Raw genomic sequence first — 21,322 nt, forward strand, 5'->3', positions numbered from 1 at the left:
CTCCAGGGGTCAGGACCCCGGAGTGCATCCGCCGGAAGTCCGCGCTTGCCACACGGACGGTCCGCCGCCTGGCCCGGTCCTCACCCAGGGCACCCCGCCACGGACGGAGGGTTGCCGGACAGCAAGCTGGGGCTTGACGCTGTCACTCATGACCTGCGCAGGACTTTAACACACCCTCACCGGACGGACGTCGGGAACCACTAGGGGCGCGGGGAACTGCGCGAAGCGGAAGCGCACACGCCGCACTCTCCCGCCCTCGCGCAGTTCCGCGCGCCCCTGTTGTGCTCCCCGCTCCCCGCGTGCGCCTCAGGCGCGGGCCGTCGCCTCGGACCAGCGCTTCAGGGTGGCCTCCGCCGCGCCGGAGTCGATCGCCGCCGCCGCCCGCTCGATCCCCGCCGCCAGCTGCTCCGCCAGCGGCGCGTCGGTCAGGTCGAGTGCGACCAGCGCCGCCGCGGTGTTGAGGAGGACGGCGTCCCGCACCGGCCCCCGCTCCCCGGCCAGCAGCCGCCGCGCCACCGCGGCGTTGTACTCGGCGTCCGCGCCGCGCAGGGCCTCGATGCCGACCAGCTCGATCCCCACCTCCCGCGGGTCGAAGGAGGTCTCCCGGATCCCGCCGTCCTTGACGATCCAGACCCGGGAGGTGGTGGAGATGGTGAGCTCGTCCAGGCCGTCGTCGCCGCGGAAGACCAGGGCGGTGGCGCCGCGCCGGGCGAGGACGCCGGCGATCAGGCCGGCGAGCCGGGTGTCGAAGCAGCCGATGGCGTGCGAGGTGACCCTGGCCGGGTTGGTGAGCGGGCCGAGGATGTTGAAGGCGGTGGGCACGCCCAGGTCGCGCCGGGCGGGGGCGGCGTGCCGCATCGCGGGGTGGAACTTGGCCGCGAAGCAGAAGGTGAGGCCGACCTCCTCGGCCACCTCGGCGACCCGCCGCGCGCTGAGGTCGAGCCGGATGCCGAGGCGCTCCAGCACGTCGGAGGAACCGCTGGCGGAGGAGGCGGCGCGGTTGCCGTGCTTGACCACCTTCGCCCCGGCGGCGGCCGCGACGATCGCGGACATGGTGGAGATGTTGACGGTCTTGGCCCGGTCGCCGCCGGTGCCGACGATGTCCACGGCGGGACCGGGGATGTGCAGCGGCTCGGCGTGCGCGTACATCGCGTCGACCAGACCGGCGATCTCCTCGACGGTCTCGCCCTTGGCCCGCAGCGCCACCATGAAGCCGGCCACCTGCACCGGGCTGGCCTCGCCGTTCATGATCTGGTCCATCGCCCAGGCGGTGTCGGCCTGGGCCAGGTCCTCGCCGCGCAGCAGGGCGCTCAGGACGTCCGGCCAGGTGCGGACCACCTGCGCGGGGTCGCTACCGCCGTTCGCAGGGTGCACGTTGACCATCGCTGACTCCAGGCTCTTTCGGTGGTTCGCCGTAAGGGACGGTGCCAGCCTATCCACGGGCCGGGGGCCGGTGCCGCGATCTTCCGGCCCCTTCTCTCTGGGTGAGACGGCCGGGCGGGACGGGCGGGTGGGACGGCCCCAAGACGGCCCCGGGACGGCCGCGCGGGACGCCCCGGTACGGGGAGCACCGCCGCCGCCCGCCCGTACCCGGGGAACCGGGCCGGACGGGCGGCGGTGCGCGGGGTCAGCGGGCGGCCGGCGCCCGGCGGGCCATCCGGGCCCGGAGCAGGGTGGCCACGGCGTCGCCGAGGGTGACCGGGTCCACCGGGTGGGAGACGGCGGCGTCGGCCCGGCTCCAGGCGGCGAGCCAGGAGTCCTGCGGCCGGCCGATCAGCACCAGGACCGGCGGGCAGCCGTAGATCTCGTCCTTCAGCTGCCGGGTCAGCCCCAGCCCGCCGGCCGGGACGGCCTCGCCGTCCAGGACGCAGAGGTCGATCCCGCCCTTCTCCAGGGCGCGCAGCACGGCCGGGGTGGTCGCGCACTCCAGGTACTCGATGGCGGGGAGGTCGGCGGCGGGCCGACGGCCCAGGGCCACGGTCACCTGCTCGCGGGTGTTGCGGTCGTCGCTGTAGACGAGAACGGTGAGCGTCTCGTCGGTCCTCTGCGCCATGGCCCCTGCTCCCTGGTGCTTCGCTCGTCCTCTTATATGTGTATGCCGCTCCGAACGGCCCAGTGTGATCCGGACCACGTTCACCCCGGATGCTACTCCCGGACACCCGCCGTGGTGAGCCCCTGACGCGATCTCGCTCAAGGCGCCGCGCGCCGCGGTCACCCGCGAGGAGTACCTCAGCTCCCCCGTCGGCCCACCGGTCCCGAACAACCGTCAGAAATCGGGCGCCGGCCGACACGGGCATACCGCACGCACCGGACACTCCGAGGGAGACCCCCCGGCGTGAAGACGGAATAAGGGCCCGACATAATGTCCGTCGTGGCGACAGCAACAGCAACAGAAACCGGACACGCGCACGGAGCGGTCAACAGGCCGAACCTGGTCAGCGTCGGAACCATCGTCTGGCTGAGCTCGGAGCTGATGTTCTTCGCGGCACTGTTCGCGATGTACTTCACGCTCCGCTCGGTCATGGGCTCGGAGTTCTGGGCGGAGAAGGCCCATGCCCTCAACGTCCCCTTCTCCTCGGTGAACACCACGATCCTGGTGCTCTCCTCGCTCACCTGCCAGCTCGGCGTCTTCGCCGCCGAGCGCGGTGACGTGAAGAAGCTCCGCTCGTGGTTCGTCATCACCTTCGTGATGGGCGCGATCTTCATCGGCGGCCAGGTCTTCGAGTACACCGAGCTGGTGAAGAAGGACGGCCTCACGCTGTCCTCCGACCCGTACGGCACGGTGTTCTACCTGACCACCGGCTTCCACGGTCTCCACGTGACAGGTGGTCTGATCGCCTTCCTGCTGGTCCTGGGACGGACGTACGCAGCCAAGCGGTTCACGCACGAGCAGGCCACCGCCGCGATCGTGGTGTCGTACTACTGGCACTTCGTCGACGTCGTGTGGATCGGCCTGTTCGCGACCATCTACCTGATCAAGTAACCATCTGATCAGGTCGCTGGCCGACGGCCGGACGCGCTGCCCGCCCTTCGGGGCATCACCGACCCGACCCGCGCCCGCCCTGCGACCCGGCCCCGACGGCCGGACGCCGAGGGCGGTCACCAGACGACCAGATCCTGACACCGGGGTTAATCCGTGAAAAAGCTCTCCGCACGACGGCGCCACCCACTGGCGGCGCTGGTCGTCCTACTTCTCGCCCTGGCGGCCACCGGGGGGCTGTACGCCGCTTTCGCGCCGGCCGAGAAGGCGCAGGCGGACACCGCCGCCCAGTCGCTCGCGATCGACGAGGGCAAGAAGCTCTTCGCCGTGGGCTGCTCCTCCTGCCACGGCCTGGACGGCCAGGGCACCTCCGACGGCCCGAGCCTGGTCGGCGTGGGTGCCGCCGCGGTCGACTTCCAGGTCGGCACCGGCCGGATGCCGGCCCAGCAGCCGGGCGCCCAGATCCCGCGCAAGCCGAACATCTACAGCCAGGCCGACATCGACAAGATGGCCGCCTTCGTCGCCTCGCTCGGCCCCGGCCCGGAGGTTCCGAAGGAGGAGGCCTACACCCCCTCCAACGACCCGGCGGCCGCCACCGAGGAGATCTCCCGGGGTGGCGAGCTGTTCCGCACCAACTGCGCGCAGTGCCACAACTTCGCCGGTCAGGGCGGTGCGCTGACCAACGGCAAGTACGCCCCGTCGCTGGAGGGCGTCTCCGAGAAGCACATCTACGAGGCCATGCAGACCGGCCCGCAGAACATGCCGTCGTTCCCCGACACCACCATGCCGGAGGAGCAGAAGAAGCAGATCGTGGCCTTCGTCCGCCACACCACCAACGATGAGCCCAACCCCGGTGGTCTCACGCTGGGCAGCCTCGGTCCGGTGACCGAGGGTCTGTTCGGCTGGATCTTCGGTCTCGGCACCCTCATCGTGGTCGCGATCTGGGTCGCCGCCCACACCACCAAGGCCAAGAAGTCATGAGCCACGAGATTTCAGACGACAACCTGCCGGAGGCGCACGGCGCCTCCCACGGCCACGAGGTCGCGTCCCACGACGACCCGTTCGCCGACCCGGGCCTGCCGGCCCACGAGCCGCGTCGCACCGACATCGACGAGCGGGCCGCCCAGCGGGCCGAGCGTCAGGTCTCGCTGCTCTTCATCGTGTCGATGCTCGCCACCGCCGGCTTCATCGCCTCGTACGTGATCTTCCCGATCGACAAGATCGTCACGATCTGGCCGCTCGGCGAGGTCTCGGCGCTGAACTTCAGCCTGGGCATGACCCTCGGCGTGGCGCTCTTCTGCATCGGCGCGGGTGCCGTCCACTGGGCCCGCACGCTGATGTCGGACCACGAGCTGCCGGCCGAGCGTCACCCGATCGAGGCCGACGACGAGGTCCGCAACGACGTCATCGAGCAGTTCCGGACCGGTGCCGCCGAGTCCGGCTTCGGCCGCCGCAAGATGCTCCGCAACACCCTGATCGGATCGATGGCCCTGGTGCCGCTGTCCGGCGTGGTGCTGCTGCGCGACCTGGGCCCGCTGCCCGGGAAGAGCCTGGAGCACACCGGCTGGTCCAAGGCGTCGAAGACCGACCCCATCCCGTTGGTGAACATGAACACCAACAAGCCGATGAAGGCCGAGGACATCGTCGTCGGCTCGCTCACCTTCGCCAAGCCCGAGGGCCTGGAGGAGGACGCGCACGACTTCCAGGTGCAGATCGCCAAGGACGCCCTGATGCTCGTCCGGATCCAGCCGGAGGACCTGAAGGACGCCAAGTCCGCCGAGCTCGGCTTCGAGGGCATCCTGGCGTACTCCAAGATCTGCACCCACGTCGGCTGCCCGATCAGCCTGTACGAGCAGCAGACCCACCACGCGCTCTGCCCCTGCCACCAGTCGACCTTCGACCTGGCGGACGGCGCCCGCGTGATCTTCGGCCCCGCGGGCCACCCGCTGCCGCAGCTGAAGATCACCGTTGACGATGAGGGCTTCCTGGTCGCCACCGGCGACTTCGACGAGCCCGTCGGTCCGAGCTACTGGGAGCGCAGCCGATGAGTTCCGCGAGCGGCGCCACCGGCGCCTCCAAGCCGGCCAGCACCCGCGCCAACCCCGCCAACAAGTGGGAGGCCGCGGCTGACTGGACGGACGGCCGGCTGGGGATCTACTCCCTGGCCCGGGCCAACCTCCGCAAGATCTTCCCGGACCACTGGTCCTTCATGCTCGGTGAGATCTGCCTCTACAGCTTCGTCATCATCATCCTCACGGGTGTGTACCTGACGCTGTTCTTCACCCCGAGCATGGCCGAGACCGTCTACCACGGCAGCTACGGCCCGCTCCAGGGCATCCGGATGTCGGAGGCGTACGCCTCCACGCTGGACATCAGCTTCGAGGTCCGCGGTGGTCTGCTGATCCGTCAGATCCACCACTGGGCCGCGCTGGTGTTCGTCGCCGCGATGCTCGTGCACATGATGCGCGTCTTCTTCACCGGCGCGTTCCGCAAGCCGCGCGAGATCAACTGGGTCTTCGGCTTCCTGCTGCTGGTCCTCGGCATGTTCGACGGCTTCTTCGGCTACTCGCTGCCGGACGACCTGCTGTCGGGCACCGGTATCCGCTTCATGGAAGGCGCGATCCTCGCCGTCCCGCTGGTGGGCACCTACATCCAGATGTTCCTGTTCGGCGGCGAGTTCCCCGGCACCGACATCGTGCCGCGGTTCTTCACCATCCACGTGCTGCTCATCCCGGGCATCATGCTGGGCCTGCTGGTCGCGCACCTGATCCTGGTCTTCTACCACAAGCACACCCAGTGGGCGGGCCCGGGCAAGACCGAGAAGAACGTCGTCGGCATGCCGCTGATGCCGGTCTACATGGCGAAGGCGGGCGGTTTCTTCTTCCTGGTCTTCGGCATCATCGCGGCCATCTCCGCGATCGCCACGATCAACCCGATCTGGGCGTACGGCCCGTACCGTCCGGACCAGGTGTCGACCGACGCCCAGCCCGACTGGTACATGGGCTTCTCCGAGGGCCTGATCCGCATCATGCCGGGCTGGGAGATCGGCCTGTGGGGCCACACCCTGAACCTGGGTGTGTTCGTCCCGCTGATGATCTTCCCGCTGGTCCTGGCGGCCATCGCGGTCTACCCGTTCATCGAGGGCTGGATCACCGGCGACAAGCGCGAGCACCACATCCTGGACCGCCCGCGCAACGCCCCGGTCCGCACCGCGCTGGGCGCGGCCTGGATCTCGCTGTACCTGATCCTGCTGGTCGGTGGTGGCAACGACCTGTTCGCCACCCACCTGCACCTGTCGATCAACTCGATCACGTACCTCGTCCGGGTCGGCTTCTTCGTGGTGCCGGTCGTCACCTTCTTCGTCACCAAGCGCTGGTGCCTCGGCCTGCAGCGCCGTGACAAGGAGAAGGTGCTGCACGGCCGCGAGTCGGGTGTCATCAAGCGCCTGCCGCACGGTGAGTTCGTCGAGGTCCACGCCCCGCTGTCGCAGAAGGACCTGCACACCCTCACCTCGCACGACCAGCCGCAGCCGATCGCGCTGCCGGCCCAGGTCGACGAGAACGGTGTCGCCCGCAAGGTCGGCAAGGTCGCCAAGGCCCGTGCCGCGCTCTCCGAGGGCTACTTCGGCGAGGGCGGCCAGATCCCGAAGCCGACCGGCGAGGAGTACCGCGAGATCACCTCGGGCCACGGCCACCACTGATCCCGCGCTGAACGCCACCCCTGGGCCCCCTGCCGCTCGCCGGCAGGGGGCTCTCGGTTTCCCCGGCACCACCCCGTCCCGCCCCCACCGGAGGCCACCCGTGCAGCTGACGATCGACCACTCCTCCCCCGTCCCGCCGTACGAGCAGGTGCGGGCCGCCATCGCCGAGCAGGCCCGCAGCGGGGAGCTGCCGGTGGGGCTGAAGCTGCCCACCGTCCGGGCGCTGGCGGAGGAGCTCGGGCTGGCCGCCAACACGGTGGCCCGGGCCTACCGGGAGCTGGAGGCGGACGGCGTGGTGGAGACCCACGGGCGCCGCGGCACCCTGATCGCGGCCGTCGGTGACGCCGCGCACCGACTCGGGGCCGGCGCGGCCGCCGAGTACGCCGAGCGGGTCCGGCGGCTCGGCCTGTCCCGCGACGAGGCGCTGGCGGCCGTGGCGGGCGCCCTGGACCTGGTCTACGGCCGGGCCGGATAACCGGTGGTGCCACCGGCGGCGGGGTGGCATGCTCGCGCGGTGACCGATGCGATGATCATGGCCGCGGCCCGGAACAACGCCGAGTGGTGCGCGGCGCTCTGCCGCTCCCACGGCCTTCGGGGCCGGCTCGGCGACCGGACCTGGACCAGTCCCGTCCGTACCCCGCGCTACTACCCGGACGCCGTCACGCTGGCCCCGGACGTCCGTCCGGCGGAGTTCCTGCCGGGCATCGACGCCTCCCCGGGGGCCTCGGTCAAGGACTCCTTCGCCGACCTGGACCTGGCCGCCGAGGGCTTCGAGGTGCTCTTCGAGGCCTCCTGGATCCACCGCCCGCCCGGCCCGGCACCCACTCCTCCGGCCGCCCTCTGGGAGCCCGTCGAGGACCCTGCGGAGCTGGCCGGCTGGGACGCCCTGGCCGGCAACCCCGGTGTCTTCCGCCCCGCGCTGCTGGGCGGCCGGGACGTGATCGTCCTGGCCGCCCGGTCCGGGGGTCCGGTGAGGGCGGGTGCGGTGCTGAGCCACGGCGGCGGGGTGGTCGGCGTCTCCAACCTGTTCGCCGCCGACGGCGACCTCGACGCCGCCTGGACGGGGGTGCTGGACGCCGCGCACCGCCTGGCGCCCGGCACCCCCGTGGTCGGCTACGAGTCGGGCGAGGACCTCGCCGTCGCGCTCCGCCACGGCTTCACCGTGCTCGGCCCGCTGCGGGTCTGGCTCCGGCCCTGACGGTTCGGCGCCGGCCGGGGCCCGGCCGGCGCCGAACGGTCAGACCTGAGGCGCCATCGCGCTGCTGACCTGCCCGTCGCCGCCCTCGCCGGCGGTGGAGACCGGCTTCCCGATGGCGCTGTGCTTCACCCAGTCCTCCCAGGTGACGTTCCAGTCGCCGAAGCCGTTGCCGAACGGCTCCATCGGGTCGCCGAGGCTGTTCACCACCTGCACCAGGTCGCCCACCCGGGTGTTGTCGAAGAACCACTTGGCGTTCTCCATGCTCATCCCGGTGCAGCCGTGGCTGACGTTGTCCTTGCCCTGGGAGCCCACCGACCAGGGCGCGGCGTGCACGTACTCGCCGCTCCAGGTCACCCGGGTGGCCCACTTCACGTCCAGGTCGTAGGACTCGCTGCTGCCGGCCGAGATGCCGATCGACTCGCCGCGCATCCGGACGTCGGCCTCCTTGCCCAGCACCACCTTGACGCCGTTGCGGGTGGAGAAGCCCGGCTTGCCGGTGGTCACCGGGATGGTGTTCACCACCTGGCCGTTACGGCGGAAGGTCAGCTGGTGCGTGCCGGCGTCCACCAGCACCTCGACCCGGTCGCCGGTCTTCAGCGCGAGCGACTTCGAGTCGCCGCCGTACAGGCCGTCGGCCACCCGGACGCCCGCCAGGTCGTAGGTCAGGTTCACCTGGGCGTTGGCCGGCCAGTAGTCCTTCGGGCGGAAGTGCAGGTTCTGGTCGTCCACCCAGTACCAGGAGCCCACCACGGCCGGCGAGGAGACCACGGTCAGACCGCGCTCCACCTCCTGCCGGGCCGCCGCGTCCTTGACCGCCGCCGACAGCTTCACGGTCAGCGGCTGGCCGACGCCGTACACGCCGGAACCGGAGGAGTCCGGGCCCAGCTCGGCGGTCAGCAGCTCCTTCGCCTGCAAGGTGGTGAAGCTGCCGGTGACCTCGCCGCGGCCGCCCCGGCCGTCGTCGGCCGCCACCCGGACGGTGTAGGCGGTGCCCGCCCGCAGCCGTCCGGTGGACTGCCAGGTCTTCTGGTCGGCGGAGAGCTCACCCTCCACCACCCGGCCGTCCGGCCCGCTCAGCGTCACATCGGTGATCCGGCCGCCCCCCTCCGCCGTCACCGTGTACGGCTGGGCCGGATCGACGTCCGTGCCCGTCGGCACCTTGACCAGCTGCGCGGCGTCGACCGCGGAGTACGGCGGTACCGGGCGCTCCTCGTCCCCTCCCCCCGAGGAACAGGCGGTCACCGGGGTCACCACGACCAGGGCCACCGCCACCGAGCGAGCGCTCTTGCGTATCCGACCGTCGTTCATGGGAACCTCCCGGGTGTCCCGACGATGCCTCAGAGCGTAGGAACGCTCCCGCCCCGGGGCACCCGGGACTGGGCCGGGCGGGGGAAAAGCAAGAGCCGGGCACCCCCGAAGGGAGTGCCCGGCCCTGGCTGGGATGGCCGGAACCTACTGGTTCTGGTTCTCGCCGCGGTAGAACTCGAAGACCCAGCCGTACAGGCCGATCAGGATGATCGGGATCGACCAGTAGAGCAGCCACCAGCCGAAGATGACACCCATGAACGCCATGGCGCCACCGATGGCCAGCGAGAGCGGCTGCCAGCTGTGCGGGGCGAAGAAGCCCACCTCGCCGGCGTCGTCCGCGACCTCGGCCTCGGGGTTGTCACCCGCACCGGTGTCCACCCGCTTGGCGGTGAAGCCCAGGTAGTAGCCGATGAAGGCGCACAGGCCGAAGGCCAGGAACAGCGCGGTGGTGCCCGCCGGCTCCTTCGACCAGATGCCGTACGTGATGGCCATCGCCAGGATGAAGACGGCGAAGCCCATGAAGATCTTGCCCTGCTCCTTCATCAGGCGTCGCCCTCCTTCTTGCCCTTGTCCAGCTGCGGACGGTCGTACTGCGCGGGGGTCACACCGGCGAAGTGCTTGGCCGGCTCACCGTGGTTCTCCAGGTAGTCCAGCGCGGCGATCTCCGGGTGGTGCAGGTCGAACGCCGGGGATTCGGAGCGGATCCGCGGCAGCGAGGTGAAGTTGTGCCGCGGCGGCGGGCAGGAGGTCGCCCACTCCAGCGAGCGGCCGTAGCCCCACGGGTCGTCCACGGTGACCTTCTCGCCGTAGCGGGCGGTCTTCCAGACGTTGTAGAGGAACGGCAGGATCGACAGGCCCAGCAGGAAGGACGAGATGGTCGAGACGGTGTTCAGCGTGGTGAAGCCGTCCGAGGCCAGGTAGTCCGCGTAGCGACGCGGCATGCCCTCGGCGCCCAGCCAGTGCTGCACCAGGAAGGTGCCGTGGAAGCCGATGAACAGCGTCCAGAAGCAGATCTTGCCGAGCTGCTCGTCCAGCATCTTGCCGGTCATCTTCGGCCACCAGAAGTGGAAGCCGGCGAACATCGCGAACACGACGGTGCCGAAGACCACGTAGTGGAAGTGGGCGACGACGAAGTACGAGTCCGAGACGTGGAAGTCGATCGGCGGGGAGGCCAGCAGCACACCGGTCAGACCACCGAAGAGGAAGGTGACCAGGAAGCCGATGGTCCAGAGCATCGGGGTCTCGAAGCTCAGCGAGCCCTTCCACATGGTGCCGACCCAGTTGAAGAACTTCACACCGGTCGGGACCGCGATCAGGAAGGTCATGAAGGAGAAGAACGGCAGCAGCACCTGGCCGGTGACGTACATGTGGTGCGCCCACACCGTCACGGACAGACCGGCGATCGCGATGGTGGCCGCGATCAGGCCGGAGTAGCCGAACATCGGCTTGCGGCTGAAGACCGGGACGATCTCCGACACGATGCCGAAGAACGGCAGCGCGATGATGTAGACCTCGGGGTGGCCGAAGAACCAGAACAGGTGCTGCCAGAGCAGCGCGCCACCGTTGGCCGGATCGAAGACGTGCGCCCCGAACTTGCGGTCCGCCTCCAGGGCGAACAGGGCGGCGGCCAGGACCGGGAAGGCCAGCAGGACCAGCACGGCGGTCAGCAGGACGTTCCAGACGAAGATCGACATCCGGAACATCGTCATGCCGGGGGCGCGCATGCAGATGATGGTGGTGATGAAGTTGACCGCACCGAGGATCGTGCCGAAGCCGGAGAAGGCCAGGCCCATGATCCACATGTCGGCGCCGATGCCCGGCGAGCGGACGGCGTCGGAGAGCGGCGTGTAGGCGAACCAGCCGAAGTCGGCCGCGCCCGCCGGGGTCAGGAAGCCCGCGACCGCGATGGTCGAGCCGAACAGGTACAGCCAGTAGGCGAACATGTTCAGACGCGGGAAGGCGACGTCGGGTGCGCCGATCTGGAGCGGCATGATCCAGTTCGCGAAGCCCGCGAACAGCGGCGTCGCGAACATCAGCAGCATGATCGTGCCGTGCATCGTGAACGCCTGGTTGAACTGCTCGTTCGAGAGGATCTGCGTCCCCGGACGGGCCAGCTCGGCGCGCATGACCAGGGCGAGGATGCCGCCGATCAGGAAGAAGGCGAACGACGTGGCCAGGTACAGCGTGCCGATCGTCTTGTGGTCGGTGGTGGTCAGCCACTTGATGATGGCGTTGCCCGGCTTGCGGGTGCGCGGGGCTCCGGTGACCGTGACGGCCCCGGCGCCCCCGCCGGCCGCGGCGGGCTCGTTGAGGATGGTCACTTCTCTTCACTTCCCGTGTGGATCATGCCCGAGGGCACCGCACCGGACTGGCCCTTGGCCCGCAGCTCGGCGAGGTGGGCGTCGTACTCGGCGCGGTCCACGACCTTGACGTTGAACAGCATGCGCGAGTGGTCGTAGCCGCAGAGCTCGGCGCACTTGCCGCGGTAGGTGCCCTTGGCGGTGGGGGTGACCTCGAACTCGTTCACCACACCCGGGACGACGTCCATCTTCATCAGGAAGTTGATGGGCCAGAAGTCGTGGATGACGTCCCGCGAGGTGAGGCGGAACTTCACCGACTCGTTGACCGGCAGATAGAGCGTCGGCTCCTCCTGCGGCGTACCGACGTCGTACGCGGCCTTGGTGTTCGCCGGGTCCGGGACCTCGGTGTTCTCGTAGTTGAACGCCCAGCTCCACTGGAAGCCCACCACGTTCACGGTGTGGTCCGGCTTGGCCGACACGGAGGTCAGCCGCGCCTCGTCACGGGCCACGAAGTAGAACAGCACCGAGACGATGACAAGGGGGACCGCGGTGTACAGCGCCTCGATGGGCACGTTGTACCGGGTCTGAGCGGGGATCTCCACCTTGGTGCGGCTGCGCCGGTGGAAGATCACACTCCAGAGGATCAGACCCCACATCAATGCACCGACAGCCAGCGCCGCGATCCACGACCCCTGCCACATGTGGAGGACCATCGGCCCTTCCTCGGTGACGGGCGAAGGGAGGCCAAGCCTGGGCAGGTCGTTGGCCGAGCAGCCGGTAGCGGTCGCGATGACGAGGCCCAGTGCCAGCGCCTGAGGCAGCTTCCGCCGCATCGTGCGCCGCGGCGAGCGGTCGGAGCCGTTGGGACTCACGTAGCGCCTTCCCGAAGTCTCGCCCGCGATCGCGCCGCCCTGGGAGCGCTGTGCGCCTCCTCCGGCGACCCGTCCACGGGCACGGTTTGAATGCTTATGCGGGCCAAACGCTACTCCATCCTTATGCGGCGCTCACGAGCAGCCCCCGCTAACGCGCCGCCCGGCTACCCGATCAGCCCTTGATGGAGTGGAGCCCCAGGTCATGGCGGAGATCAGAGCCTCCCACACCCGATCAGGGGACTCCTCTACGACACGCGGGTGACACCCCGACGGGCCGCGGACGAACCCCTCATTCCGGACAGCGGAGCCCCCGCCGCCGGCCACGACCGGAGCCGCCGCCTCCGCCACCCGACCCCACCGGGCGCCACTGCCGGGCGACTTGGGCGGAATGTCCGTATCGCCGGGCTTCGCGGCGCCTCCGCCGCCGCCCGTCGGCGGCGCCGGCGGGCGGCGGCGGGCCGCAACCGCGGTACGGTCGGGCCGACCTGACGGCCCCTCGTCCCGGGTGCCCGCCGGGCGAGGGGGCCGGTCGCGGGCTCTGGTGTTGAATGACGCAATGGCCTACTTCGACGTGGCGTCCACCACACCCCTGCACCCCGTGGCCCGACAGGCGCTGCTCGCCGCGCTCGACGAGGGGTGGGCCGACCCGGCGCGGCTGTACCGGTCCGGACGGCAGGCCCGGATGCTGCTGGACGCGGCCCGCGAGACCGTCGCGGAGGTGCTGGGCACCCGGCCTGACGAGGTCTCCTTCACCGCCAGCGGCACCCAGGCCGTGCAGCTCGGCATGCTCGGCGCGCTGCGCGGCCACCGCCGCCGGGGCGCGCACCTGGTGCACTCGGCGGTGGAGCACTCCAGCGTGCTGCACGTCGCCGAGCGGCACGAGGCCGAGGGCGGCGAGGCGACCTCCGTCCCGGTGGACCGGCTCGGCCGGGTCTCCCCCGACCGGTACGCCGCCGCGCTGCGGCCGGACACCGCGCTCGCCGTGCTGCAGTCCGCCAACCACGAGGTGGGCACCGTCCAGCCGGTGGCCGAGGTGGCCGAACGGCTCGGCACGGTCCCGCTGCTGGTGGACGCCGCGCAGAGCGCCGGCCGGACGGACCTGCCGGCCGGCTGGTCCCTGCTGACCGCCAGCGCCCACAAGTGGGGCGGCCCGGCGGGCGTCGGGGTGCTGGCCGTCCGCAAGGGCGTCCGCTACTCCTCGCCGCTGCCCGCCGACGAGCGGGAGGGCGGACGGGTGCCGGGGTACGTCAACGTGCCCGCGATCGTCGCCGCCGCGGCCTCGCTGCGGGCCGTCCGCTCGGAGGCCCAGCGGGACAACACCCGGCTGCACGCGCTGGTGGAGCGGATCAGGGAGCGGGTGCCGCGGCTGGTCCCCGAGGTGGAGGTGGTCGGCGACCCGGTGCACCGGCTGCCGCACCTGGTCACCTTCTCCTGCCTGTACGTGGACGGCGAGGTGCTGCTGGGTGAGCTGGACCGGGCCGGGTTCGCGGTGAACTCGGGGTCCTCCTGCACCTCCTCCACCCTGGAGCCCAGTCATGTGCTGGCGGCGATGGGGGTGCTGACCGAGGGGAACGTCCGGGTGTCGCTGCCGCTCGGGGCGGCGGAGGAGGACGTGGAGCGGTTCCTGCGGGTGCTGCCGGAGGTGGTGGCGGGGGTGCGGGCGCCGCTGGGCCTGGACCTGGCGGTGCCGGGCGGGGTCGCGGGGGCAGCGGGGGCCGGCGCGGGCGAGGGCACGGACGGGCCGCTGGTGGTCGACGCGCTGGGGAAGCGGTGTCCGCTGCCGGTGATCGAGCTGGCGAAGCGGATCGGCGAGGTGCCGCCCGGCGGGACGGTGGCGGTGCTGTCGGACGACGAGGCGGCGCGGCTGGACGTTCCGGCCTGGTGCGGGATGCGGGGCCAGGAGTACCTCGGCGAAGCACCGGCGACGGGCTTCGGGGCGGACCACGGCACGGCGTACCTGGTCCGGCGGGTGCACGAGGACTGACCGGGGCGCGGGGCACTGCGCGAGCAACCGTGCACCGTCATGGGTGCCCGGTCGCGCGCAGCCCCGCGCCCCTGGGTGGTGCGTGGCGGATGCGTGATCCTGCCTGCGGCTACCGCAGGTTGGCGCGGACCTCGGCGGCGGCCTCCTCGCCGTAGGTGGCGGCGAAGCGCTCGATGAAGTGGCCGTGGCGGAGCTCGTACTCCTGGGTGCCGACGGTCTCGATCACCAGGGTGGCGAGCATGCAGCCGACCTGGGCGGCGCGCTCCAGGCCGAGGTCCCAGGAGAGGCCCGCCAGGAAGCCGGCGCGGAAGCCGTCGCCGACGCCGGTCGGGTCGGCCTTGCGCTCCTCCGCGGGGCAGCCGACGGTGATGTCCGGCTCGCCCTTGCGCTGGATCCGCACGCCCTTGGCCCCGAGCGTGGTGATCCGGGTGCCGACCCGGTCGAGGATCTCCTCGCCGCTCCAGCCGGTCTTGGACTCGATCAGCGCGGCCTCGTACTCGTTGGTGAAGAGGTACGCGGCGCCGTCCACGATGTCGCGGATGTCGTCGCCCTCCAGGCGGGCCAGCTGCTGGGAGGGGTCGGCGGCGAAGGCGTAACCGCGGGTGCGGCACTCCTGGGTGTGCCGGACCATCGCGGCCGGGTCGTCCGCGCCGATGAGCACCAGGTCCAGGCCGCCCACCCGGTCGACGATCGGCTTGAGCTCGATGTTGCGGGCCTCGGCCATCGCGCCGGTGTAGAAGGAGGCGATCTGGTTGTGGTCCTGGTCGGTGGTGCACATGAACCGGGCGGTGTGCCGGGTCTCGGAGATGTGCACGGACTCGGTGTCCACGCCGTTGCGCTCCAGCCAGCTGCGGTACTCCTCGAAGTCCGCGCCGGCCGCGCCGACCAGGACCGGGCGGAGGCCGAGCACGCCCATGCCGAAGGCGATGTTCGGGGCGACGCCGCCTCGGCGGATGTCCAGGGTGTCGACCAGGAAGGACAGCGACACGGTGTGCAGCTGCTCGGCGACCAGCTGGTCGGCGAACCGTCCGGGGAAGGTCGTCAGGTGGTCGGTGGCGATCGAGCCGGCGACGGCGATACGCACGGGAGGTCTCCTCTGGGTGGCCTTCGGACGGCCGGAGAGCGGCGGAACGAACTCACCCACGGTACAGGGAGAAGACACCCCCTGGCCTCCCGCCCGAACCGGTACTACCCCTCGGTAGGCCTGGTGAGGGGTCCGGCAGGGGCCTAGGGTCGCAGGCACGGGGGCTCGTGTTCGGGCTCCCGACACGTCCGCGGCAGTGTCGCCGCGGTCAGGCGATCGGAGCGATCAGCGATGAAGCCCAGCCCCTCTCCCGTCCGGCCGTCCCGTTCCCCGAGGGGTGACGTCGACGCCGACTCCCTCGACGCGCTGGTGAGCTCCTCCCAGCGGCTGGTCCGGTTCTGGCCGACACCCGCGGGCCGTCCCGAGCCGGTGGTCGCGCGTCCGGCGGCCGGCGTGTCGGTGTCCGCGCGAGCGCAGCGGCTGGTCGCGGGGATGTCCGAGTACGGGGACTGAACCGCCAGGGGAACCGGATTCCTCCGGGGCACGTCAAACCCGCGCAGTGCCGCTGTGGAGGCGCTCTGCACAGCCCTCGGGAGGAACCACACCATGGACCACAGGACCGCAGCCGTATCCGTCCGGACCGGCCGCCGGCGGCTCGCCGCGCTGGCCGGGCTGGTGCTCGCCGCCGGCGCGCTGACCGCCTGCGCCGGCGGCTCGGGCGAGCCGAGCGCCGGATCGACTCCGGTGCCCAGCGCGACCGCCGCCGGCCAGCCGTCGGCGGGCAGCGCCGCCCCGGCCTCGCCCTCCGCCGGCGCGAGCTCCGAGCCCACCAAGCCGGAGCCCCGGCCGTCCACCACCGCCGCCGAGCCGAACCCGGGGATCGCCGTGGGTGAGAAGGACCCGTCCGCCGTCAAGCTGCCGGCCACCGGCTACCGCCTGGACGGCACGAAGCTGACCGTCTCGTTCTACGGCGGTGTCTGCGACACGTACGGGCTGAAGGTGGAGGAGGACACCCCGCCGATCGTCAAGGTGCGGGTGGTGGTGACGCACACCCGGCCGAAGGACCAGGTGTGCACCACGGAGGCCAAGCTGCAGACGGTCGAGGCGAGCATCGCCAAGCCGATGACCGGCGGCGCGGTGGTGGACACCGCGACCGGGCAGCAGATCCCGCCGCAGGAGCAGCCCCTGGGCGGCCCGCGGTAGCCCTGCGGGGCGCGCCGGCCTTCCTGGCCGGAGAAGCGCGAAGGGCGGCCCCGGTGTGCACCGGGGCCGCCCTTCGCGCTGCTGCTGGCGTGCTGCGACTCAGCTGAAGGAGTCGCCGCAGGCGCAGGAGCCGGTGGCGTTCGGGTTGTCGATCGTGAAGCCCTGCTTCTCGATGGTGTCGACGAAGTCGACGGTGGCGCCGCCGAGGTACGGGGCGCTCATGCGGTCGGTGACGACCTTGACGCCGTCGAAGTCCTTCACGACGTCGCCGTCCAGCGAGCGCTCGTCGAAGAAGAGCTGGTAACGCAGGCCGGAGCACCCACCGGGCTGCACGGCCACGCGCAGCGCGAGGTCCTCGCGGCCCTCCTGCTCCAGCAGGCCCTTGACCTTGGCCGCGGCGGCATCGGTGAGGATGATGCCACTCTCGACGGTGGTCTCGTCCTGGACGGTCATGCTTACTCCCGGTCTGTGACGACTGTGTGCCGCCAGTGCCAACCGGCGGCCTCCCGGATTCATTCCGGTCGGTGGTGCGTTCGGGGGACGTTTTCGTCGCCCACTCCCCCACGCACCCCATGCTCGCACACCGGCCGGGCGATGGTCAGGTCCGTCCCGGCGAAACGCCCCCGCTCGGGGCCGCCCCGGGCCAGGATGAGTGCTGTGCTGATTCGCCGGCTGAGAGACACCGCGGACGACCGTGACGCGGTACTGGCCGTCGGGCGGACCGCGTTCGCGGACCCGGCGGGCCGGGAGCGGGCGGGCGTCCCTCGGGGCGGGGAGCAGCGGGAGGTCCGGGAGCGGGCCCGGGTACGGCACCTGGTGGGCACGGACCCGGACGGGTGCTGGATCGCCGAGCAGGACGGACGCCCGGTGGGCGCGGTGCTGGCGATGCGGCGCGAGGGGGTGTGGCTGTTGTCACTGCTGGCGGTGGTGCCCGAGGCCCAGGGCAAGGGCCTGGGCCGGATGCTGCTGGAGCGGGCCGGCGCCTACGGGCGGGGGTGCCTGCGCGGGATGCTCTGCGCCTCGCCCTCGCCGGCGGCGGCGCGGCGGTTCCGGCGGGCGGGGTTCACGCTGCACCCGGCGATGCGGCTGACCGGTCCGGTGGACCGGGCGGGCCTGCTGGACCCGGGGGGCATCCCGGTGCATCCCGGCGGCCCGGCGCAGCTGCACCTGCTGGACTCGGTGGACCGCCGCCTGCGCGGAGCCGCGCACGGGGTGGACCACGGGTTCCTGCTGGCCCACCACGAGGAGCTGCTGGTGGCGGACACCCTGGCGGGCAGCGGGTACTGCTACCGGGACGGCGGCGCGGTGGCGCTGCTGGCGGCGACCTCGAAGCGGATCGCGACGCGGCTGCTGCGGGAGGCGCTGGCGCGGGTGCCGGAGGGGGTGGACGCCCGGGTGGAGCTGCTCACGGCGGAGCAGGAGTGGGCGGTGGACGTGGGGATGGAGGTCGGGCTGACCCTGGGGACGGGGGGCTACCTGGCGCTGCACGGGATGCGGCCGCCGATGCCGTACGTGCCGAGCCCGTGGTTCCTCTAGCGGAATGGGTGGCGCGGAGAGCTGCACGAAGGGGGACCGGATACCGGGAAGCCGCCCGCGTGCAACTGACTGCACCGCGGGCGGCTTCTCGGCACGCGGAGGTCAGGCCATGGTGGCGAGGATCTCGTGGACCATGGCCATGGTGGTGCCGGGGTGGAGGAAGGCGAAGCGGGCGACGGTCTCGCCGTCCCAGCCGGTGGGGGTGACGAAGCCGATCTGGTCGGCCAGCAGCTGCTGGGACCAGCGGTAGTAGTCGTCGTTGGTCCAGCCCTTGCGGCGGAAGCAGACCGCGGAGAGCTGCGGGTCGTGCAGCAGCTCCAGGTGCTCGGTGCCGCGGATCACCTCGGCGGTGTCCTGCGCCAGCTTGAGGCCGGTCTCGATGGCGTCGGTGTACGCCTGGGTGCCGTGCACGGCCAGCGAGAACCACAGCGGCAGGCCGCGGGCCCGGCGGGTCAGGTGGTAGGCGTAATCGGTGGGGTTCCACTCGTCGCCCTCGGTGTGCAGGACGTCCAGGTAGGAGGCGTCCTGGGTGTGCACGGCGCGGGCGAGCTGGGGGTTGCGGTAGATCAGGGCGGCGCAGTCGAACGGGGCGAAGAGCCACTTGTGCGGGTCGACGACGAAGGAGTCGGCGTGCTCGATGCCGTTGTAGCGCTCGCGGACCGAGGGGGCGAACAGGCCGGCGCCGCCGTAGGCGCCGTCGACGTGGAACCACAGGCCGCGCTCGCGGGTGACCTCGGACAGGCCGGCCAGGTCGTCGACGATGCCCTCGTTGGTGGTGCCGGCGGTGCCGACGACCGCGATCACGGTCTCCGGGTTGGGGTCGGCGGCCAGGGCGGCGCGCAGGGCCTCGCCGGTGAAGCGGCGGTCGACGGTGGGGACCTTGAAGGCCTCGACGCCGATGATGTTGAAGGTGTTCTTGACCGAGGAGTGGACCTGGTCGGCGACGGCGATCCGCAGCCGGGTCTCCGGGCCGACGCCGAGCCTGCGGCGGGCGGTGTCGCGGGCGACCACGAGAGCGGAGAGGTTGCCGGCGGAGCCGCCGCTGACGAAGGTGCCGCCGGCGGACTCGGGCAGGCCGGCGCGGTCCGCTATCAGGCGCAGCACCTGGTTCTCGGCGGCGATGGCGCCGGCGGCCTCCAGCCAGGAGATGCCCTGCAGGGAGGCGCAGGAGACCACCATGTCGAAGAGCAGGGCGGCCTTGGTGGGGGCGCAGGGGATGAAGGAGAGGTAGCGCGGGCTGTCGGCGGAGATGACGGCGCGGGAGAGCTCGTGGTCGTAGAGCTTGAGGACGTCGGCCGGGTCGTTGCCGTGCTCGTTGAGGAGGCCGGCCAGGTGGCCGCGGAGCTTCTCGCCGTCGCCGGGGTGGTCCAGCGGGACGGGGTTGTACTGCAGCCGCTCCCGCATGTAGTCGAAGACGAGGTCGACCAGCTGGTTGTCGGGCTGGTGCATGCGGTCGGGGGCTGCGAACACGGGGGTCCCTCTCGCTGGGGGTGTCGGGGAAGGCCCGGTGCTGCTGGGGCTTGCCGGACAAGATCAGCCTAGGCAGCGGGGGTGGCCGGGCGCGCGTCGGAACGGGGCCCCTCGGGCAGCTTTCGAGCGTCTTCGGGGGGCCTCGCGCAGGATTCCTGCGCGGCTGGACGGGGGATCGGACGCGCGCCGGTGCCCGGGGTCAGCCGATCAGCTGGGAGAGCACCACGGAGCTGCGGCTGCGCTGGACGCCGGGTTCCTTGCGGATGCGTTCGATGACGCCCTCCAGGTGCCGGGTGTCGGCGGCACGGAGGTGGACCAGGGCGTCGGCGTCGCCGGTGACCGTCCAGGCGGCGACCACCTCCGGGAACTGGCGGAGGCTGGCCATCAGCTCCTCCGGGGAGGTGCGGGCCCGGCAGTAGACCTCGACGAAGGCCTCGGTGCGCCAGCCGAGCAGGGCGGGGTCGAGGACGACGGTGAAGCCGCGCACCACGCCGCGGGCCCGCAGCCGGTCGATCCGGCGGCGGACCGCGGTGGCGGAGAGGTTGGCGAGCAGGCCGATCTCGGCGTACGAGGCGCGGCCGTCCCGGCTGAGGTGTTCCAGGAGCAGGCGGTCCGTCTCGTCCAGGGCCGCCCCGCCGAGTTCCGAAGGCCGGTGCGTGGTCATGGGCGGGGCTCCACTGGTGGTGCGGGTGAGGGCTGTGGGGCAGAGGGGAAACGACTCTGCGCCCCTATTCTGGCCGGAATCGGCGCTCAGTCCACCAGCAGCACGATCTTGCCGCGGGTGCGGCCCTCGGCGTTGAGGGCCTGGGCGGAGGCCGCCTGGGAGAGCGGGAAGGTGGAGGCGACCGGGACGGTGAGCAGGCCCCGGTCGGCGAGGGCGGCGACGGCGGCCAGGTCCACGGGGTCGGGGCGGGTCCACACGTAGTGGCCGCCGCGGGCGGCGACGCCGTAGTCGGCGACGGAGGCGATCCGGGCGGGGTCGGCGACCAGCTGGGCGGAGAGTTCGACCATGCCGCCGCCGACCAGGTCGAGGGCGGCGTCCACGCCCTGAGGGGCGACGGCCCGGACGGCCTCCAGCAGGCCCTCGCCGTGCGGGACCGGTTCGGCGCCGAGGCGGCGCAGGTAGTCGTGGTTGCGCGGTCCCGCGGTGCCGATCACCCGGGCGCCGAGGGTGCCGGCGATCTGGACGGCGAGGCTGCCGACGCCGCCGGCGGCCGCGTGGATCAGGACGGTCTCGCCCTCCCGGACGGCGAGGGCCCCGACCAGGGCCTGGTAGGCGGTGAGTCCGGCCAGCGGCAGCCCGCCGGCCTGCGCCCAGTCCAGCGCGGCGGGTTTGCGGGCCAGGGTGCGGACGGGGGCGGCGACCAGCTCGGCGTAGGTGCCGTGCTCCACCCAGTCCTTGCGGACGTACCCGATGACCTCGTCGCCGGGCTGGAACTCGGTGACGGCGCCGCCCACCGCCTGCACCACGCCGGCCAGGTCGAAGCCCATGACCAGCGGGAAGTGGGCGTCCAGGATGCCGTCCAGGTACCCTTCACGGATCTTCCAGTCCACCGGGTTCACCCCGGCCGCCCGGACCCGCACCAGGACCGAGTCCGGGCCGACCTTCGGGTCGGGGAGCTCGGTGAACTCGACGACCTCGGGGCCGCCGTACCGTCTGATCGCGATTGCCTTCATGGGCCAAGCCAAGCGCGAGCGGGCCCGGATATCGATTCGGCCACGCCGGGAAGGCTCCGCTTCGGCGAGC

General features: G+C 71.8%; 21 protein-coding genes and 1 riboswitch. Of the genes, 10 read left to right on the forward strand and 11 right to left on the reverse strand.

What is annotated here, in order from left to right:
- Positions 1-36 precede the first annotated feature (36 nt).
- Positions 37-154: riboswitch (SAM riboswitch) on the reverse strand.
- A 152-nt stretch (positions 155-306) separates the two neighbouring features.
- Positions 307-1,383 (reverse strand): anthranilate phosphoribosyltransferase, encoded by a 1,077-nt coding sequence (trpD, locus tag ABWK59_RS10100; protein WP_354639757.1) that lies wholly within the window; start codon positions 1,381-1,383, stop codon positions 307-309.
- A gap of 244 nt (positions 1,384-1,627) precedes the next feature.
- Entirely contained in the window at positions 1,628-2,053 is a 426-nt protein-coding gene (locus ABWK59_RS10105) for a hypothetical protein (RefSeq protein ID WP_354639759.1), read from the reverse strand.
- Positions 2,054-2,362: 309 nt separating this feature from the next.
- Between ABWK59_RS10105 and ABWK59_RS10110 the strand changes: the two genes are divergently transcribed.
- From ABWK59_RS10110 to ABWK59_RS10135, 6 genes are all read left to right on the forward strand, one after another.
- On the forward strand, positions 2,363-2,983 hold the full coding sequence (locus ABWK59_RS10110) for a cytochrome c oxidase subunit 3 (RefSeq protein ID WP_354639760.1): 621 nt from the start codon (positions 2,363-2,365) through the stop codon (positions 2,981-2,983).
- A 153-nt stretch (positions 2,984-3,136) separates the two neighbouring features.
- On the forward strand, positions 3,137-3,961 hold the full coding sequence (locus ABWK59_RS10115; protein ID WP_354639762.1) for a c-type cytochrome: 825 nt from the start codon (positions 3,137-3,139) through the stop codon (positions 3,959-3,961).
- Positions 3,958-5,028 (forward strand): ubiquinol-cytochrome c reductase iron-sulfur subunit, encoded by a 1,071-nt coding sequence (locus ABWK59_RS10120; protein ID WP_354639764.1) that lies wholly within the window; start codon positions 3,958-3,960, stop codon positions 5,026-5,028. The genes ABWK59_RS10115 and ABWK59_RS10120 overlap by 4 nt, the downstream gene beginning before the upstream one ends.
- Positions 5,025-6,680 carry a cytochrome b gene (locus ABWK59_RS10125; RefSeq protein ID WP_354639766.1) on the forward strand — a complete coding sequence of 552 codons (1,656 nt, stop codon included), beginning with the start codon at positions 5,025-5,027 and terminating at the stop codon, positions 6,678-6,680. The genes ABWK59_RS10120 and ABWK59_RS10125 overlap by 4 nt, the downstream gene beginning before the upstream one ends.
- Before the next feature lie 100 nt (positions 6,681-6,780).
- Positions 6,781-7,155 (forward strand): GntR family transcriptional regulator, encoded by a 375-nt coding sequence (locus ABWK59_RS10130; RefSeq protein WP_354639768.1) that lies wholly within the window; start codon positions 6,781-6,783, stop codon positions 7,153-7,155.
- 51 nt (positions 7,156-7,206) lie between these two features.
- Positions 7,207-7,878 (forward strand): hypothetical protein, encoded by a 672-nt coding sequence (locus tag ABWK59_RS10135; protein WP_354644898.1) that lies wholly within the window; start codon positions 7,207-7,209, stop codon positions 7,876-7,878.
- 39 nt (positions 7,879-7,917) lie between these two features.
- On the opposite strand, the gene ABWK59_RS10140 is transcribed toward ABWK59_RS10135, so the two are convergent.
- The 4 genes from ABWK59_RS10140 to coxB all read right to left on the reverse strand — a co-directional run bounded on the left by ABWK59_RS10140 (position 7,918) and on the right by coxB (position 12,358).
- Positions 7,918-9,186, reverse strand: coding sequence for a L,D-transpeptidase (locus tag ABWK59_RS10140; protein WP_354639770.1), 1,269 nt, complete (start codon positions 9,184-9,186; stop codon positions 7,918-7,920).
- 144 nt (positions 9,187-9,330) lie between these two features.
- Positions 9,331-9,729, reverse strand: coding sequence for a cytochrome c oxidase subunit 4 (locus ABWK59_RS10145; RefSeq protein WP_354639772.1), 399 nt, complete (start codon positions 9,727-9,729; stop codon positions 9,331-9,333).
- A complete protein-coding gene (gene ctaD / locus ABWK59_RS10150) occupies positions 9,729-11,507 on the reverse strand; it encodes a cytochrome c oxidase subunit I (RefSeq protein WP_420492756.1) in 1,779 nt (592 codons plus the stop codon). The genes ABWK59_RS10145 and ctaD overlap by 1 nt, the downstream gene beginning before the upstream one ends.
- Entirely contained in the window at positions 11,504-12,358 is an 855-nt protein-coding gene (gene coxB / locus ABWK59_RS10155) for a cytochrome c oxidase subunit II (protein WP_354639773.1), read from the reverse strand. The genes ctaD and coxB overlap by 4 nt, the downstream gene beginning before the upstream one ends.
- 556 nt (positions 12,359-12,914) lie before the next feature.
- Between coxB and ABWK59_RS10160 the strand changes: the two genes are divergently transcribed.
- Positions 12,915-14,342, forward strand: coding sequence for a cysteine desulfurase/sulfurtransferase TusA family protein (locus tag ABWK59_RS10160; RefSeq protein WP_354639775.1), 1,428 nt, complete (start codon positions 12,915-12,917; stop codon positions 14,340-14,342).
- A 109-nt stretch (positions 14,343-14,451) separates the two neighbouring features.
- Here ABWK59_RS10160 and ABWK59_RS10165 read toward each other — a convergent pair whose 3' ends face one another.
- Positions 14,452-15,426 (reverse strand): carbohydrate kinase family protein, encoded by a 975-nt coding sequence (locus tag ABWK59_RS10165; RefSeq protein WP_354639776.1) that lies wholly within the window; start codon positions 15,424-15,426, stop codon positions 14,452-14,454.
- Positions 15,427-15,657: 231 nt separating this feature from the next.
- On the opposite strand from ABWK59_RS10165, the gene ABWK59_RS10170 reads away from it, so the two are divergent.
- Complete coding sequence (locus ABWK59_RS10170; protein WP_354639778.1) at positions 15,658-15,879, forward strand: hypothetical protein; 222 nt, start codon at positions 15,658-15,660, stop codon at positions 15,877-15,879.
- A 93-nt stretch (positions 15,880-15,972) separates the two neighbouring features.
- On the forward strand, positions 15,973-16,569 hold the full coding sequence (locus ABWK59_RS10175) for a hypothetical protein (protein WP_354639779.1): 597 nt from the start codon (positions 15,973-15,975) through the stop codon (positions 16,567-16,569).
- 99 nt (positions 16,570-16,668) lie between these two features.
- On the opposite strand, the gene erpA is transcribed toward ABWK59_RS10175, so the two are convergent.
- The gene (gene erpA / locus ABWK59_RS10180; RefSeq protein ID WP_354639781.1) at positions 16,669-17,022 is read right to left on the reverse strand and encodes an iron-sulfur cluster insertion protein ErpA; all 354 of its coding nucleotides are present in this window, start codon (positions 17,020-17,022) and stop codon (positions 16,669-16,671) included.
- 204 nt (positions 17,023-17,226) lie between these two features.
- Here erpA and ABWK59_RS10185 point away from each other — a divergent pair, with 204 nt between their 5' ends.
- Positions 17,227-18,105, forward strand: coding sequence for a GNAT family N-acetyltransferase (locus ABWK59_RS10185; protein ID WP_354639783.1), 879 nt, complete (start codon positions 17,227-17,229; stop codon positions 18,103-18,105).
- Positions 18,106-18,207: 102 nt separating this feature from the next.
- On the opposite strand, the gene ABWK59_RS10190 is transcribed toward ABWK59_RS10185, so the two are convergent.
- From ABWK59_RS10190 to ABWK59_RS10200, 3 genes are all read right to left on the reverse strand, one after another.
- Positions 18,208-19,575 (reverse strand): pyridoxal phosphate-dependent decarboxylase family protein, encoded by a 1,368-nt coding sequence (locus ABWK59_RS10190; RefSeq protein WP_354639785.1) that lies wholly within the window; start codon positions 19,573-19,575, stop codon positions 18,208-18,210.
- Positions 19,576-19,774: 199 nt separating this feature from the next.
- Entirely contained in the window at positions 19,775-20,239 is a 465-nt protein-coding gene (locus tag ABWK59_RS10195) for an Lrp/AsnC family transcriptional regulator (protein WP_354639787.1), read from the reverse strand.
- Between the two features lie 86 nt (positions 20,240-20,325).
- Positions 20,326-21,252, reverse strand: a complete 927-nt coding sequence (locus ABWK59_RS10200) for an NADP-dependent oxidoreductase (protein ID WP_354639788.1) — start codon at positions 21,250-21,252, stop codon at positions 20,326-20,328.
- Between the last annotated feature and the right edge of the window lie 70 nt (positions 21,253-21,322).

Origin of the sequence: Kitasatospora sp. HUAS MG31, assembly GCF_040571325.1 — a bacterium.
GTDB classification, from domain to species: domain Bacteria; phylum Actinomycetota; class Actinomycetes; order Streptomycetales; family Streptomycetaceae; genus Kitasatospora; species Kitasatospora camelliae.

Coding starts and splice junctions, on each gene's coding strand:
- trpD (WP_354639757.1), bottom strand. CDS start 1,383: ATGGTCAACGTGCACCCTGCGAACGGCGGTAGCGACCCCGCGCAGGTG.
- ABWK59_RS10105 (WP_354639759.1), bottom strand. CDS start 2,053: ATGGCGCAGAGGACCGACGAGACGCTCACCGTTCTCGTCTACAGCGAC.
- ABWK59_RS10110 (WP_354639760.1), top strand. CDS start 2,363: ATGTCCGTCGTGGCGACAGCAACAGCAACAGAAACCGGACACGCGCAC.
- ABWK59_RS10120 (WP_354639764.1), top strand. CDS start 3,958: ATGAGCCACGAGATTTCAGACGACAACCTGCCGGAGGCGCACGGCGCC.
- ABWK59_RS10125 (WP_354639766.1), top strand. CDS start 5,025: ATGAGTTCCGCGAGCGGCGCCACCGGCGCCTCCAAGCCGGCCAGCACC.
- ABWK59_RS10135 (WP_354644898.1), top strand. CDS start 7,207: ATGATCATGGCCGCGGCCCGGAACAACGCCGAGTGGTGCGCGGCGCTC.
- ABWK59_RS10140 (WP_354639770.1), bottom strand. CDS start 9,186: ATGAACGACGGTCGGATACGCAAGAGCGCTCGCTCGGTGGCGGTGGCC.
- ABWK59_RS10145 (WP_354639772.1), bottom strand. CDS start 9,729: ATGAAGGAGCAGGGCAAGATCTTCATGGGCTTCGCCGTCTTCATCCTG.
- ABWK59_RS10160 (WP_354639775.1), top strand. CDS start 12,915: ATGGCCTACTTCGACGTGGCGTCCACCACACCCCTGCACCCCGTGGCC.
- ABWK59_RS10170 (WP_354639778.1), top strand. CDS start 15,658: ATGAAGCCCAGCCCCTCTCCCGTCCGGCCGTCCCGTTCCCCGAGGGGT.
- ABWK59_RS10175 (WP_354639779.1), top strand. CDS start 15,973: ATGGACCACAGGACCGCAGCCGTATCCGTCCGGACCGGCCGCCGGCGG.
- erpA (WP_354639781.1), bottom strand. CDS start 17,022: ATGACCGTCCAGGACGAGACCACCGTCGAGAGTGGCATCATCCTCACC.
- ABWK59_RS10195 (WP_354639787.1), bottom strand. CDS start 20,239: ATGACCACGCACCGGCCTTCGGAACTCGGCGGGGCGGCCCTGGACGAG.
- ABWK59_RS10200 (WP_354639788.1), bottom strand. CDS start 21,252: ATGAAGGCAATCGCGATCAGACGGTACGGCGGCCCCGAGGTCGTCGAG.